Source organism: Actinophytocola sp., assembly GCF_036378875.1.
Lineage (GTDB): Bacteria > Actinomycetota > Actinomycetes > Mycobacteriales > Pseudonocardiaceae > Actinophytocola.
In genome coordinates this window covers 48,052-61,351 of sequence record NZ_DASUVO010000081.1, presented here as the reverse complement: position 1 = coordinate 61,351, position 13,300 = coordinate 48,052, and the positions used below count along the sequence as shown (strand labels likewise).

Below are 13,300 nucleotides of genomic sequence, written 5' to 3'. Positions count from 1 at the left end.
GCATCGGGTGCCCAGCGCCCCTACCATGGCCGCCAAGTCCGCCGGCTGGGCCCCAACGAGGAATCGGGCGCCAGCCAACTGGAACGGCTCGAGACCACCGACCTCGACGACGACATCGAGTGGCTGGTCCGTGTGGGACGCGCGTACTCGGCCACGCGGCCGACGCCCGGAAGGAAAGTCCTCCTACCTGCCGGCTCCAGTTGATGTGCCCGGCGGCACGTACGATCATGTTATGGATCTGGAGATCCGTCATCTCCGGGTGCTGACCGCGGTGGCGGAGGCGGGCAGCATCAGCAAGGCCGCGGCGGCGCTCGGCTACACCCAGCCGGCGATCACCGCGCAGCTGCAGCGAATCGAGCGCGCGCTCGGCAACCCGCTGTTCGCCCGCGACGGCAGCGGCGCCCGGCCGACCGCACTCGGCACGATCGTCCTCACCCACGCGCAGAACATACTGGCCATGCACGACGACCTGATGCGGGACGTGCGCCGCCGCGACCCCGACGAAGCACTCGTGGAGGTCCGTCTTGGGTCGACCCCGAGCCCGCTCACCGCCGCGATGGTCACCGCCGCGCGCGAGTTGGTGTCCGAGGTTTCGTTGCACGTCAACGGGTCCGAAGAGGAGCTACTGGAACTGCTCGCCACCGGCAGGCTGGAGTTCGGACTGGGCATGGACTACCCCGGCTACGAACTCCCGATCCCGGTCGGACTGGACGAGGCCGTGCTCGCCGTCCAACCGGTGTTCGTGTTGCTGTCCAAGGACCATCCGTTGGCCGCGCGTGCGGAGGTGCCACTGGAAGCCCTCGCCGGGGAGCAGTGGTTTCCCGGCGAGGGCAAGGACGTCCGGATGCGCGCACAGTTCCACGACGCGTGCCGGCGCGCCGGGTTCAGCCCGCGCCGCGTGCAACGGATGAACGACAACATCAGCTTCCCGCTGATCGGACAGGGGCACGGGGTGTCGCTGTGCCACCCCCTCGCGGCGGCGCGGGACAACGTGGCCATCCGCCCACTGGCAGGCGACCCCATGTGGGTGCGGCAACGCCTGATCTGGCCAACACGCGGCCCACAGGCCGAGCACGCCCCGAAACTGCGGGACGCCCTGATCGACACACACCGTGCCGCCGTGGACTCCTCCCCCGCGTACCGGACCTGGCTACACGGCCGCCAGACATGACCAGCTCACGCGAGCAGGTGGGCGCCCGGGCCTCGTTCGGCGAGTTTGTCCTGTGGGTTGATCAGTGCGCACTCGGTGAACGACAGGCAGCCGCAGCCGACGCAGGCTGTGAAGCGGTCACGCATGCGTTCCAGCTTCGTGATGCGGTCGTTGATCGCCTCGGTCCAGCAGTGGGAGGCGCGGGCCCAGAACTCCTTGGTCGGCGGCGTGTCCTCGGGCAGGAAGCCGAGCACCTCGCGGATCAGCGCGAGCGGGATGCCGACGCTCTGCGACGCGCGGACGAACGCGACCCGCCGCAACGTGGTCCGGTGGTAACGGCGCTGGTTACCGGTGGTGCGACGGCTGTTGATCAACCCTTCGCGCTCGTAGAACCGCAGCGCGGAGGTCGGCACGCCGCTGCGTTCGGACAGCTGACCGATCGTCAGCTCGGAAGGGATCTCGGTCACCACGACACCAGCCTAGCTTGACTTGAACCTTTGTTTAAGTTTGAGGCTGGACACATGACGATCCTCGTTACTGGCGCTACCGGCAACATCGGCCGCCACGTGGTGGCCGGGCTGCGCGAGCGTGGCCACGCCCTACGCACGTTGTCCCGCTTCCCTGGCGGACCGGACTCGGTGACCGGAGACCTGACCGACCCCGCGACACTCCACAGTGCACTGTCGGGAACAGACACGGTGTTTCTGTTGTGGCCCTTCATGTCCGCGGATGGGGCTGCCGAGGTGGTCGACGTCGTCGCGCGACATGCCCGGCGCGTGGTGTACGTGTCGGCGCTCAGCGCCGAGAACGGCGGCGTGTGGAAGGAGGTGGAGGACCTGATCCGCCACAGTGGTCTCGAGTGGACGTTCCTGCGACCGGGCGGGTTCGCCACCAACACTTTCGAATGGGCGTCCGCGATCCGCGCCGGTCAGCCCGCGCGCATGCCCTACACACAGGCGTCCCGCTCGCTGATCCACGAGCGCGACATCGCCGACGTGGCCATCCTGGCGCTCACCGAGGACGGGCACACCGGCAGAACGTATCCGCTGACCGGGCCCTCGGCGATCACGCAGGCCGAACAGGTGCACATCATCGGCACCGCGGTGGGACGACCCGCGACCGTCGAGGAGATGTCCCGCGAGGAAGCCAGGGCCGCGATGGCCGGCTGGGGCGACATGGCCGACGCCGCGCTCGACTACTGGCAGTCGATCATCGAGACGCCCGAGCCGGTGCTGCCGACCGTGGAGGAGCTCACGGGTCGCCCGGCCCGGTCGTTCACGCAGTGGGCCCACGACCACGCCGACGACTTCCGCCCGCTACCGGCGAGCGAGGTCGCCGAACAGTACGTGGCGGCCTTCCGTGCCGGCCGGATGGATGCGGCGACCCGGTTGGCCGCGTCCGACGTGGTGCGGGTGGCGCCGCTCGAGAACGACGGCAAGCACGTCGAACTGCGTGGACTGACCGAGATCATGGCCAACGCCGAACGGCTCAACCGGGACCTGGACATCCACGGGGTGACGGTCGACGGGCCGTTTGTCCAGGATGACCGGTTCGCGGTGCGGTTCTCCTTCGACGTCACCCACAAGCCGACCGGACAGCGGACGACCTCGGCGAAGATGTCCCTCTACACCGTGGCCGGCGGCGTGATCACCCGCGAGGAGGTCTTCTACCTCGACCCGCCCGCGATCTAGCTGTCCTGTTCCTCCTCGACCTGGCGGTTCCAGTCTCGTTTGGTCGCCTGCCAGCCGTCCTCGTCGTGGCCGAGTCGCCAGTAGCCGGAGATGGACACCTGGTCCCGCGGGACACCGCGTTCCTTGAAGAGGAGCCGGCGCAGTTCCTTGACGAAACCGGCCTCGCCGTGGACGAACGCGTGGACGGCGCCGGGCGGGAACTCCAGTTCGGTGACCGCCTTGACGAGCAGGTCGCCGACCCGCGCGTCGCCCCGGTGCAGCCACGTGATGGTGGCGTCGCCGGCCGTCTCCAGTTTCTGTTCCTCGTCGGGGTCGCTGACCTCGACGAACACGTGGGCACGCGCGCCGGCCGGTAGCCGCTCGAGCGAGGCGGCGATGGCCGGCAGCGCGCTCTCGTCACCGACGAGCAGGTGCCAGGCGGCGTCCGTCGACGGGGCGTACGCACCGCCAGGGCCGGCGAAGTAGACGTCCTCCCCCGGCCGCACCCGGCTCGCCCACGGCCCGGCGACGCCCTCGTCGCCGTGGATGACCACGTCGATGGTCAGCTCGCGGACCTCCGGATCCCAGCGCCGCACGGTGTAGGTGCGCATGCGGGGCCACTGCTCGCGGGGCAGCTCCTCGCGAATCCGCTGGAGGTCGAACGGTCGCGGGTACTCGACGCCGTCGACAGGGAAGTGCAGCTTGACGTAGTGGTCGGTGTACTCACCCGCGCCGAAGTCCGCCAGCCCCGGACCACCGAGCACGAGCCGCGTCATGTGCGGGGTGAGCTGCTCGACGCGGTCCACTTGTGCGACCTTGAGCCTGGGCGTCCTGCGTCCTTCTGCCATGGACCTTCCTCACGAAAAGGGGTTTCTGCCGGCCACAGTACCCCGATCGGGCGAGTGACCGTCCACAGTGGGACGCGCGGCCGCGCACGCACACACGGACCTCACGACCTGGCGAAAGTCGCCTGGTGCGCGGTGATGGCGTCCGCGTTGCCCCTGATCCAGTCAAGAAAAGGTTGCAGGGCTGTCATCGCGCCCCGACCCAACTCGGTGATCGAGTAGGTGACCCACGGCGGTTGCCCGTCACCGACCTCGCGGCGCACCAACCCGTCACCCGCGAGCGTCTGGAGCGTGGCCGCCAGCATCTTGTCGCTGATGCCGGACACCTCGGCACGCAGCTCGTGGTAGCGGTGCGGTCGCGCCGACAGGGCCCGCAACACGAGCACCGCCCACCGGCTCGACATGTGTTCGAGCACATGTCGCGCCGGACAGTCGGTGTTGAACACGTCACGTCGCACGCTCCGCCCTCCCGCCCGGCCTGTGCGCTCACCCGCCGGTTCGCTGCTCACCTCCGGGTGAGTCCCTTACGCCCCCGGCGCGCCCACCCTACTTTGGCGCCATGACAGTCGCTTTGATCACCGGAGGCGGTCGCGGGCTCGGTGCGGCCACAGCGAGGGAACTGGCCGCACGCGGGCACCACGTGGTCGTCAACTATCGCCAGGATGCCGCCCGCGCCAAGGAGGTCGCGGCGGAGGTGGGCAGCGCCGTCCAGGCGGACGTGACGGACGCGGGTGACGTGGACAGGATGGTCGACCGGGTGCTCGCCGAGCACGGTCGAATCGATGTCCTGGTGGTCAACGCGAACACGGTGCAGCCGCGGTTCACGAGTCTCGCCGAGCTGACGTGGGACGAGTTCAACACGAAGGTGACCGGTGAGCTGGCCGGCGCGTTCCACGTCACCAAGCGGGTCGTGGAAGTCATGCGTGCCAACGGAAAAGGGAGGATCGTGTTCGTCGGCAGCACGGCGGCGGACTATGTCGGTGGCGGGCGGATGGCACACGGCATCGCCAAGAACGCACTCGCCGCGTTCGCCCGGCACGTCGCCGCCGAGACCGCGAGGGACGGCATCACCGTGCTCACCGTCGTGGTCGGCGCCGTGCGCACAGAGGCCAGCGCACACGTCATCACCGGTGCGGCGGAAGAGAAACTGGCCGCGAACTCCGTCCTCGGCAGAGTACTGGAACCGGCGGACGTCGCGGCGGCCATCGCCGCCGCGGCGAGCGACGACCTGCGGACGGCAACCGGTTCGGCCATTCGGGTGGACGCCGGTTGGTCCGTATTGGTGGGTGGTCCGTTGCGTTGATCGCGATGTCTTCGCGGTCGTGAATGATTTTTCGTTCGCCGTTTTTGCCCGTGCCTTCTGGCTATTGTCCGGGGTCATGGATGACCGCGTCTTGAACCCCGACGACGCCAAGGAGCGCATTGCCGCGTGGAAGGGGCGGATCGACCAGCTCGCCGCGGACACCAAGACCATGAGCGACCGCTTCCAGCAGCTCCAGGTGACCAGGAAGGACCGTGACGGGTTGGTCGAGGTCACCGTGGACTCCTCCGGTTCGCTCCTCGCGCTGAAACTGTCCCGGGAGATCGACCGGTCCTCGCCGGACGTTCTCGCCGCCACGATCATGAGCACGATCCGCGATGCCAAGTCCGACCTGGCCGACCGGTCACAGGAGATCATCGCGGAGACCATGGGCACGGAATCCCCCGCGGCACGCGCCATCGCCGAAAGGGTCGGCCAGCACCTGCGTGGCCAGCCTGCCGAACAGGCGGCACCGCGCCCCAGGGCCCGCGACGACGAAGACGACGACAACAACGACCCCAACATCTGGCGGTGACCCGATGGGCGACGGTTACACGGTCAAACCCGACGAGCTGCGTGCCCACGCCGCGAAACTCGAGGCACTGAGGGATCGCTTCGCGGCCGTCAAGTCCGCGAGCACGCACATCACCCAGGACAGCCAGGCGTACGGGCTGCTGTGCGGGTGGATCGCCGCCGTGCTGGAAGGTCGGCACCGGCGGCAGGACGAGCTGGTCGCCTACGTCGAGGAGAACCTGTCCCTCGCCGCGCGGTCGCTGCGTGACAGCGCCGACGACTACGAGGACTCCGACGGCGGCGCGGCGACCGTGATGGGTGAGATCGAGGGCGAACTCACCGGACGGGGAGCACCACGATGACCGACAACACCCTCGTCGCGCCGGTCCAGTCGTCCCGCGAGGTGTGGACCGGGTCGAGCCTCGCGGACAGCATCGAGGGCCTGGTCGACGCCATCAAGACCGACGGCTGGGTCGACGACGCGCTCGCCGGCGCCGGACTCGGGGTCGAGCTCGCCGCGTCCGCGCTGGACCCGATCAGCGCGTTGCTGGCCAACGGGCTGGGCTGGGCCATGGAGTACTTCGAGCCGCTGCGCAAGATGCTCGACGAGGTGACCGGCAAGCCGGACGTGGTCAGGTCGCACGCGGCGACCTGGAACAACATGGCCACCGAGCTGGCCGGCATCTCGGCGGACCTGAAGGCCGCGCTCGGCAAGGACCTGCCGGGCTGGTCCGGGCAGGCCTCGAGCGCCTACCAGGCCATGATGGCCAACAACGTCCAGGCGATCGGCGGGCTCGGCGCGACCGCGGCGGCGATGGGGGCGGCCACCGAAGGCGCCGGGGGCCTCGTGGAGCTCACCCGTGAGCTCGTCCGCGACCTCATCGCCGACCTCGTGGCGCGCGTGATCGTGTGGGCGGCCGAGGCGCTCCTCGTCTTCACGATCCCGGCGATCATCACGCAGATCGGGGCCGCGGTGGTCAAGTGGGCCGGGCGCATCCTCACCTACACGACCGCCCTGACCACGAGCCTGCAGAACCTCACCAAGCTCCTCAACGGATAGGGCGGTCATGACCCCCAAACCCAAGAAGCCCGGTGGTGGCGGCACCGGGGGTGACGGCACCACAGGGAAGCGGCCTTCCCAGGTGTCGGGCGGCGTCGACGCGAGCAAGGGCGTCTCCAGCGCGCACCAGGCCATCGACCAGCACGCACAGGCCGGGCGGGCCGGCGGCTCCGGCTCGGGCACGCCGGTCAACCCGAGCGTCCCCGGCCCGGCCGGGAAGATCCAGCTGCGGCTGCCGAGCGACCGCCACCAGCTCAACCGGGTCAGCCCGAAGAGTCCCGCCAAGGCCGAGAACACGATCATCCTGCCGGAGGCCAGGGACGCCGTCCGACAGGACGTCGCCGACATCCAGGCGGGCAAGGCACGCTGGGACCCGGACACGAACAGCTATGTCACCGAGAGCGGCCGCCGCTACAAGGTGGAGTCCAACGGGACCGTGTTCCCGGTGGACGGACCGGGCTTCGTGCAGCTGAACCGGCCGGAGTACAAAGCACTGCAGGCGCTGATCCGGTTTGATGGAGACGTCGAAGCCGCGAAGGCGAGCGTCTCGCGGGATCCCGGGATCCCGCCCGGGTCGTTCGACAAGGCCAGCCAGGTCTACCAGCACTACAAGAAATAGAAGAAGGACATGCTCAGCTACAGCTTCCTCCTGGACCAGCTGCCCGACCCGAACGAGCTGCACCGCGCCGTCGCCGAGGTGTTCAAGGTGCCGCCAGCCAATGTGCACGTCGGCAAGCTGTACGAGGACGCCGGCGGCCCACCGGCGACGGTGAGCTGCACGTACATCGACCTCGACGGCGGCGAGTTCCTGTGGCGCGTCGACATCGGCGCCGACGACACCGTCACCGGCCCCACCGACGTGCAGACCGCCGCGGCGCTCGCACGCCGTTTCGGGGTACGCGCGCTGCTGGACACTCCGGACTCGGACGAGTGGTGGCGCCTCGTCACCGCCGACGAGGACCGCCTGGTCGCGGTCGACCTCGACGAACTCGACGGCGACCGCTACGTGCTGACCGGGAAGACCCGCACCTGACCGGTGCCGTCACGCCCGCCGGGGCATCACGATCAGTTTGCGTTCCAGGAACTCCTCGATGCCGTACCGGCCACCCTCGCGGCCGATGCCGGACTGCTTGACGCCGCCGAACGGGGTCGCCGGGTTGGACACGATGCCCACGTTGAGGCCGACCATGCCGACCTCGAGTGCCTCCGACACGGCGAACGCCTTGTCCACGTCCTGCGTGAACACGTAGCCGACCAGGCCCCACTCGGTGTCGTTCGCGCGCCGCACCGCGTCCTCGAGGTCGCTGAACGACTGGATCGCCGCGACCGGGCCGAAGATCTCCGTGAAGCACAGGTTGGCGTCCGCCGGCACGTCGACCAGCACGGTCGGGCGGTAGAAGTAGCCGCGGCCACGGTCCGCCTTGCCGCCGGTCACCACCCGTGCGCCCCGGGACACCGCGTCGTCGACCAGTGCGGTGACCTTCGCCAGGCTGGGTGGGTCGATCAGCGGGCCGACCTGTGTGTTCGCCTCCAGGCCTGGGCCGACGACCAGCGCGCCCATGCGTTCGGCCAGCTTGCGGGCGAAGTCGTCGACCACCGCCTCGTGCACGAAGAACCGGTTGGCCGCCGTGCACGCCTCCCCCATGTTGCGCATCTTGGCGGTCATCGCGCTGTCGACGGCACGGTCGAGGTCCGCGTCGTCGAGGACGAGGAACGGCGCGTTGCCGCCCAGCTCCATCGACGTCTTCACCACCGCGTGCGCGGCCTGCGCCAGCAGTAGCCTGCCGACCTCGGTCGAGCCGGTGAACGACAGCTTGCGGATGTCGCCGCCCTTGAGCAGCGGCTCCACGACCGCGGCGGCACGGCTCGTTGGCACCACGTTCAGCACGCCGTCCGGCAGGCCGGCCTCGGTCAGGACCGCCGCGAGCGCCAGGCTGGACAGCGGGGTCTGCGGCGCCGGCTTGAGCACCATGGTGCAGCCGGCCGCGATCGCCGGGCCGATCTTGCGGGTGCCCATGGCCAGCGGGAAGTTCCACGGGGTGATCAGCAGGCACGGCCCCACGGGCTGTGCCAGCACCATCGCCCGCGTGCTGCCGTCCGGTGTGTGGCCGAAGTCGCCGTCGAGCCGCACCGCCTCCTCGGCGAACCAGCGGAAGAACTCGGCGGCGTACCGGACCTCGCCACGTGCCTCGGCGAGCGGCTTGCCCATCTCCAGGGTGATCAGTGTCGCGAACTGCTCGATGTCGGCGACCATCGCCTCGTACGCCCGGTACAGGATCTCGCTGCGCACGCGGGGCGGCGTCTTCGCCCACGACGCCTGCGCGGCCACGGCGGCGGCGACCGCGGCCCGGCCGTCCGTCGGTGTGCCGTCGGCGACCGTGCACAGTGTCTCCCCGTTGGCCGGGTTGATGACCGGCATGCGGGCGCCGTCGGCCGAGTCGCTCCACCGGCCGCCGATGAACAGTCCCTTGTGGTCAGTGGGGTGGGACATGCTGTCCTTTCATGCTGGTACGACTACCTCGGCCGGCCAGGTGGCGAGTGGCCGGTCCGGCGCGAGAAACCCGATGTCGTGCTTGGTGTGCCGGGTGATGGCGAGGTCGGCGAGCACGTCGCCGACGACCGGGGCGAACTTGAAGCCCGCTCCGGAGAACCCGCACGCGAGGATGATCCGGTCCGTCCCGGGCGCCGGTCCGAGCAACGGCTGGCCGTCGGTCGTGTAGCCCTCCAGGTTGACCGTCGTCGCGACCGGTTCCGGGTGCAGGCCGGGGAGGTACGCCGCGACCGTGTCCCGGAAATGGCTCAGCAGAGCCGGACCGACGGTCAGGGGCACGTTGTCGGTGTCGTACACGACCGGGTGGCCCTCGGTGTAGACGCCGACCTTGACGGTGGCACCGTCGACCGTGGGGAACCCGTAGACGTTGACGTCCCCGACCCGCTCGAACACGCCGAACACCTCGGCGCGGTAGCGGTCGACGTCGTGCGGCACGTACCAGGCCTGCACCAGCCGGCGGGGCAACACGGTCGCCTTGGCGTGCGCCAGCACGTCCCTGGCCCGGGCGCCGGGCGCCACGATCGCCGTGCGGTACCGGCGAGTCCCCGCCTCGGTCCGCACGACGACCCCGCCGGCGTCGGCCGACACGTCGAGGACCCTGGTGTGTTCGAACAGGGTCGCGCCGAGTTCCCGCGCCTGCCGGGCCGCGCCGACGACGGCGGCCTCCGGCCGGACGAACCCGGCCAACGGGTCGAGCACGCCGGCGTCGGTCGGTCTGACGAGGTGTTGCGGGAACCGGTCCGCGAGCGCGGCCGCGTCCAGGTACTCGTGCGCGAGCCCACCATCCACAGCGGACCGCAGGGCGGCGCGCAGCGCCGGCGCGTCCGCCGGACCGAGGATCACGCCGCCGACCAGGTGCAGCAGTGGCCGGCCGGTCGCGACCTCCAACTCCCGCCACAGGTCCAGCGCGGCCAGCGCGAGCGGGGTCCACCTCGGCTCACGCTGGCTCTGCACGGAGAACCGCCGCGTCTGGCCGGAGAACGCGCCGCGGTCGTGCCCGATCCCGAACCGCTCGTAGCCGTGCACCGTCTGGCCGCGTGCCGCCAGCCGCCACGCGGCCATGGACCCGACCGTGCCGAGCCCGACGACCGCGACGTCCGCGTCGGCGCTGTTGGAGGTCACGCGATCTCCATGAACAGCGCGCGGGACGCGCCGTCGGAGTCGTCCTCGACGACGACCGAGCCGAACGACAGCCAGAACGGCACCGCGCCCGGCGAGTGCCGGTAGGTGTGCAGGGCGATCGTGTCGTAGTGGCCCTCGCGCCGTGCCCGGTCGAGGACCGCGTCCACCAGCTGCCGGGCGATGCCGCGGCGCCGGTGCTCGGACAGCACGTACACCCGAACCAACTGGCCGGTGCGGCCGTCCCGGTAGCGCTCGACCAGGTGGGGTGGGCTGAGCCCTTCCTTGAGCGCGCCGCCGCGGATGCCGGCCGTGCCAACGATCACCGGTCCGTCGACCGCGACCAGCATGAAGGGGCCCGCCGGCTCGAGGTACCACGAGACGAGGTCGTCGATGTCGGCGTGGATGCGCGGGTCGTAGCGGTCGCCGAGGTCCTCGCGGACGGTGCGGAGCATGACCTCGCGTGCCTCGGGGACGTCCTCGACCGCCAACTCCCGGATGATCGCCATCAGCCCCTCGCCGCCACTTCGTGCCCATCTACAGTAGACAGTCCGTTCCGGACGGCAGTAGGCGCTCCGTCGACCACGCGCGTCAGCACGACCATCGCACGCTCCTCAGCAGTCGATTGTTAACAATCACCATTGCAAGTCGACACGCCTGCCGTCAATGGGCTACTCGGATGTATGCATCCGTGTTTACATGCACATTCTCTGATGGCCATGACCGGTCGTGATGTTTCAGCAGTGTCAACAAAATGATCAGCTAGAACGATTGTTGACAACTTCGGTGAGCCTTGCCAATGATGGACGGACATCACCGTCCCTCGACGACCACCGGCCCAGCGGCACAGGCGGGTTCCCCATGAGAAACTCACGATCCATTCGCACGAGCACATTCGCGATCACTGTCGCGCTCGCGCTGTCCGCGTGCAGCACCTTCGACCAGGGGGGCTCCGGCGACTCGGAAAGCCGGACCCTGACGATCAGTCTCCAGTTCACCCCGAAGGCCGACTTCGCGCTCGAGACCGACGACGCGTACGTGCTCAGCCAGGTCGGCTGTCTCGAGACGCTGCTCACCTACGACGAGGAGGCCGGCGAGCTGCAGCCGATGCTCGCCACCGAATGGACCCAGAGCACACCGTCCACGTGGGACTTCACCCTGCGCGACGGCGTGAAGTTCCAGGACGGCACGGAACTGACGGCCGACGCGGTCGCCGGCGCGCTCGACCACGTGCTCACCGCGGCGACCCCACCTCGGGCGTTCACGCCGAAGGTGGTGTCGAAGGTCGAGGCGGTGAACCCGACCACGGTGCGGATCACGACGCCGGCGCCGAGCGCGTTGCTGCCGTTCCGCCTCGCGAGCGTCAACACCGGGATCCTCGCGCCCGCCGCGTACCAGGGCGCCAAGATCGACCCGATCCGGCACTGCACGGGTCCGTACACCCCGGCGTCCGTCGCGCCAGGACAGTCGATCTCGTTGGACCGCAACGACAACTACTGGAACGGCCGGCCGGCGCTCGACCACGTCGATGGCCGTTTCATCGTCGAGGGCGCGACCCGCGCGACCCAGGTGCGGACCGGTGAGTCCCAGGTGGCCCTCGGCATCCCCGCGACCAGCCTGCCGGAACTGGAGAGCGACGCCGACCTCTCGGTGACCAAGTCCTACATCCCACGCACGTCCGGCCTGTACTTCAACGTGACCAAGGCGCCGTTCGACAACCCGGACACCCGGAAAGCCATCCGCGACGCCATCGACCTGGCGGCGATCGCGAAGAGCGTCTACGACGGCGGCGCCCAACCCGCGACGGGCCCGTTCGCCCCCGACGAGCCGTGGGCGCCGAAGAACGCCGAACCGGCCAAGCAGGACTTCGACGCGGCGAAGACCCTCCTGACCAAGGCGGGTGTCCAACCAGGACAGCTCAACCTCACGCTGCTGGCCTACAACGAGCGGCCCGAGTTCGCCGACCTCGCCACGGTGATCCAGGCCGACCTGGCGAAGATCGGCGTCACCGTCACGATCCAGACCGGCGAGTACGCCTCGATGGAGCCTGCGCTGCTGGCCGGCGACTTCGACCTCGCGCTGCTGTCCCGCAACCACCTGACCGACATCGCCGACCCGATCGGGTTCCTGACCGCCGACTACACCTGCGACGGCGGCTTCAACCTCAGCCACTTCTGCGATCCGGCCCTCGACGCCAAGATCGCGTCGGCGAACGAGATGACCGAGCCGGACGACCGCAACGCCCTCTACGCCGAGGTCGCGAGCCAACTGCAGGACGAGGCGGTGACCGTGTTCCTCGTGCACGAGCAGACCGTCGCCGCGCACGCCAACACCGTGAAGGGTTTCGTCGACGACCCGCTGGGCCGCTACGCGGCGACCCCGACCGTCACGATCGGCTAGGAAAGGATCATGGAACTTCTCGGTTACACCCCGAAGTACATCACCTTCGACTGCTACGGCACGCTCACCCACTTCCAGATGAACGACACCGTGCGACCGCTGATCGCCGACCGCGTCGCGCCGTCGGACGTCGAGGTGTTCCTGGCGGACTTCCGCGCCTACCGGATCGACGAGGTGCTCGGTGAGTTCAAGCTCTACCCGACGGTGTTGCGGGACGCGTGGCAGCGGACCTGCAACCGCTGGCGGATCCAGTTCCGACAGTCCGATGTGGATGCCATCGTCGCCGCGCTCGGCACGTGGGGCCCCCACCCGGACGTGCCGGAACCGCTGGCGAAGCTGGCGTCGGCGTACCCGCTGGTGATCCTGTCCAACGCGGTCGACGCGATCCTGGAGGAGAACGTGGCGCGGCTCGGCGTCGACTTCCACCGCGTGTTCACCGCAGAGCAGGCACGGGCCTACAAGCCGAGGTTCGCCGCGTTCGAGTACATGCTGGACCAGCTGGGCGCACGGCCCGACGAGATCCTGCACGTGTCGTCGCACATCTGGTACGACCTGATCCCCGCGCACGAGCTGAGGATCAGGCACAAGGTGTACGTCAACCGAGGCTACGACCCGTCGACGCCGTACTACGAGTACGCCGAAACCTCCGACCTCACCGGGGTTCCCGCCCTGCTGGGCCTGTAGCAACCCGT

The 13,300-nt window shown here is 69.5% G+C and carries 16 protein-coding genes; 10 read left to right on the top strand and 6 right to left on the bottom strand.

Going from position 1 to position 13,300, the window contains the following annotated elements:
• Positions 1-232 precede the first annotated feature (232 nt).
• Complete coding sequence (locus VF106_RS23320; protein WP_330841928.1) at positions 233-1,171, top strand: LysR family transcriptional regulator; 939 nt, start codon at positions 233-235, stop codon at positions 1,169-1,171.
• A 5-nt stretch (positions 1,172-1,176) separates the two neighbouring features.
• On the opposite strand, the gene soxR is transcribed toward VF106_RS23320, so the two are convergent.
• On the bottom strand, positions 1,177-1,617 hold the full coding sequence (gene soxR / locus VF106_RS23315) for a redox-sensitive transcriptional activator SoxR (protein ID WP_330842028.1): 441 nt from the start codon (positions 1,615-1,617) through the stop codon (positions 1,177-1,179).
• Positions 1,618-1,671: 54 nt separating this feature from the next.
• Here soxR and VF106_RS23310 point away from each other — a divergent pair, with 54 nt between their 5' ends.
• Positions 1,672-2,841: an NAD(P)H-binding protein gene (locus VF106_RS23310; RefSeq protein WP_330841927.1), complete on the top strand. Its 1,170-nt coding sequence runs from the start codon at positions 1,672-1,674 to the stop codon at positions 2,839-2,841.
• Here the strand turns inward: VF106_RS23310 and VF106_RS23305 are convergent.
• Positions 2,838-3,668: a siderophore-interacting protein gene (locus VF106_RS23305; protein ID WP_330841926.1), complete on the bottom strand. Its 831-nt coding sequence runs from the start codon at positions 3,666-3,668 to the stop codon at positions 2,838-2,840. The genes VF106_RS23310 and VF106_RS23305 overlap by 4 nt on opposite strands.
• A 101-nt stretch (positions 3,669-3,769) precedes the next feature.
• Complete coding sequence (locus tag VF106_RS23300) at positions 3,770-4,123, bottom strand: winged helix-turn-helix transcriptional regulator (protein WP_330841925.1); 354 nt, start codon at positions 4,121-4,123, stop codon at positions 3,770-3,772.
• Positions 4,124-4,224: 101 nt separating this feature from the next.
• Between VF106_RS23300 and VF106_RS23295 the strand changes: the two genes are divergently transcribed.
• The 6 genes from VF106_RS23295 (at position 4,225) to VF106_RS23270 (ending at position 7,571) form a co-directional block, all read left to right on the top strand.
• Positions 4,225-4,968, top strand: coding sequence for an SDR family oxidoreductase (locus tag VF106_RS23295; protein WP_330841924.1), 744 nt, complete (start codon positions 4,225-4,227; stop codon positions 4,966-4,968).
• A 76-nt stretch (positions 4,969-5,044) separates the two neighbouring features.
• Complete coding sequence (locus VF106_RS23290) at positions 5,045-5,500, top strand: YbaB/EbfC family nucleoid-associated protein (RefSeq protein ID WP_330841923.1); 456 nt, start codon at positions 5,045-5,047, stop codon at positions 5,498-5,500.
• A 4-nt stretch (positions 5,501-5,504) separates the two neighbouring features.
• A complete protein-coding gene (locus tag VF106_RS23285; protein ID WP_330841922.1) occupies positions 5,505-5,840 on the top strand; it encodes a type VII secretion target in 336 nt (111 codons plus the stop codon).
• Positions 5,837-6,538 carry a WXG100-like domain-containing protein gene (locus tag VF106_RS23280; protein ID WP_330841921.1) on the top strand — a complete coding sequence of 234 codons (702 nt, stop codon included), beginning with the start codon at positions 5,837-5,839 and terminating at the stop codon, positions 6,536-6,538. Before VF106_RS23285 ends, VF106_RS23280 begins: the two co-directional genes overlap by 4 nt.
• A 7-nt stretch (positions 6,539-6,545) precedes the next feature.
• The gene (locus VF106_RS23275; RefSeq protein WP_330841920.1) at positions 6,546-7,157 is read left to right on the top strand and encodes a hypothetical protein; all 612 of its coding nucleotides are present in this window, start codon (positions 6,546-6,548) and stop codon (positions 7,155-7,157) included.
• A gap of 9 nt (positions 7,158-7,166) precedes the next feature.
• Entirely contained in the window at positions 7,167-7,571 is a 405-nt protein-coding gene (locus tag VF106_RS23270; protein WP_330841919.1) for a hypothetical protein, read from the top strand.
• Positions 7,572-7,580: 9 nt separating this feature from the next.
• Here the strand turns inward: VF106_RS23270 and VF106_RS23265 are convergent, their stop codons facing one another.
• From VF106_RS23265 to VF106_RS23255, 3 genes are read right to left on the bottom strand one after another with little or no spacing between them, the layout of a single operon-like run.
• Positions 7,581-9,029, bottom strand: a complete 1,449-nt coding sequence (locus tag VF106_RS23265) for an NAD-dependent succinate-semialdehyde dehydrogenase (RefSeq protein ID WP_330841918.1) — start codon at positions 9,027-9,029, stop codon at positions 7,581-7,583.
• 9 nt (positions 9,030-9,038) lie between these two features.
• On the bottom strand, positions 9,039-10,211 hold the full coding sequence (gene solA / locus VF106_RS23260; RefSeq protein ID WP_330841917.1) for an N-methyl-L-tryptophan oxidase: 1,173 nt from the start codon (positions 10,209-10,211) through the stop codon (positions 9,039-9,041).
• Entirely contained in the window at positions 10,208-10,717 is a 510-nt protein-coding gene (locus VF106_RS23255) for a GNAT family N-acetyltransferase (RefSeq protein WP_330841916.1), read from the bottom strand. Before VF106_RS23255 ends, solA begins: the two co-directional genes overlap by 4 nt.
• Positions 10,718-11,069: 352 nt before the next feature.
• On the opposite strand from VF106_RS23255, the gene VF106_RS23250 reads away from it, so the two are divergent.
• On the top strand, positions 11,070-12,608 hold the full coding sequence (locus VF106_RS23250) for an ABC transporter substrate-binding protein (protein WP_330841915.1): 1,539 nt from the start codon (positions 11,070-11,072) through the stop codon (positions 12,606-12,608).
• Between the two features lie 9 nt (positions 12,609-12,617).
• A complete protein-coding gene (locus VF106_RS23245; protein ID WP_330841914.1) occupies positions 12,618-13,292 on the top strand; it encodes a haloacid dehalogenase type II in 675 nt (224 codons plus the stop codon).
• The last annotated feature ends 8 nt before the right edge of the window (positions 13,293-13,300 follow it).